Genomic DNA, 1,089 nt, shown 5'->3' on the forward strand with positions numbered 1-1,089 from the left:
ACGGCGAGCCCAAGCTCCTCGCCGACATCGACGAAGCCCGCGCCAAGATCGGGTCCTGGCAGGACCTCGTGCCGCCCCTGAAGCAGTGGGCGCTCGAGGTCCGCGACACCGGCGAGGTGGTCGGCTGGGCGTGCCTGGTGCCGATCCCCAACTCCGGCGGCCTCATCCAGATCGGCTGGACCCTCCACCCCGACGCCCACGGCCACGGCTACGCCTCCGAGGCGGGCCGCGCCGTACTCGCCCACGGCCTCGCCTCTGGGTTGTCGGAGATTCGCGCGCTGATGATCCCGGACAACGAACCATCGGTCCGGGTCGCCCAGCGCCTCGGCATGCGCGACCTCGGCATCACCGACCAGTGGTACGACGGTCCGTCGCGGGTGTTTGTCGCGCCCTGACTCGCTGGTCGTGCCCGATGAGTTCGTGGCTGCGCCCTTGGCCTAGGCCGCGACCGACGCCTGCAACGCGGGCTCGTCCAGCGCCAGCACCGGCGCTAAGACGCCAGCCATGGGGGCGCGCCCAGTTCACCGCGAGTGAACCCCAACCGTCCACGGTCGACGAATGCGCCCTCCGGACGAGCTCAACCTCAAGCGGTGAGCCCGAACCCGGGCGACCCGGGTGTCGTGGTGTCTTCAGCGGCGCCAGGCGGAGCGGGCGCGCGGGAGCGGTATCGGTGGCCGGTGGGGGTGGTGATCTCGACGGTGTGTCTGCCGTCGGGGTCGAAGACGGGCGTGGCGATCCAGCCGGGGGCCTGTTTGGCGAGGTTGCAGCGCTGGCAGAGGCCCTGGGTGTTGGCGGCGCTGGTCGGGCCGCCGTCCTCCCGCGCCGTGACGTGGTCGATCTCGCGGATCGGGGCGCCGCACCAGGGGGTGCGGCAGAGGCCTTGGTCGCGGGTGGCGACGAAGTCGGCGAGACCGGCGGGGGCGAGGCGGGCCCGGGAGTCCATGGAGATGAGCTGCCCGGTGTCCGGGCTGATGTAGAGGCGGCGGATCCACAGCCGGGTGGCGCGCAGGGCGTCCTTGACGAACGCCCGGGCCCACGGGGCGGGGACGGGGCCGTAGCCCTCGACGTGGGCGGCGTCGTCGCTGGTGC

Annotated in this window: 2 protein-coding genes; one reads left to right on the forward strand and one right to left on the reverse strand. The window is 72.9% G+C overall.

What is annotated here, in order from left to right; all coding sequences use genetic code 11:
* Window positions 1–395, forward strand: a 395-nt coding sequence (locus tag U1703_RS19095) for a GNAT family N-acetyltransferase (RefSeq protein WP_332786979.1), incomplete at its 5' end; no start/stop codon positions are given.
* Between the two features lie 188 nt (window positions 396–583).
* Here the strand turns inward: U1703_RS19095 and U1703_RS19100 are convergent.
* Window positions 584–1,089, reverse strand: a 506-nt coding sequence (locus U1703_RS19100; protein ID WP_332786980.1) for an HNH endonuclease, incomplete at its 5' end; no start/stop codon positions are given.

Origin of the sequence: Sphingomonas flavida, assembly GCF_036663655.1 — a bacterium.
Lineage (GTDB): Bacteria > Pseudomonadota > Alphaproteobacteria > Sphingomonadales > Sphingomonadaceae > Sphingomonas.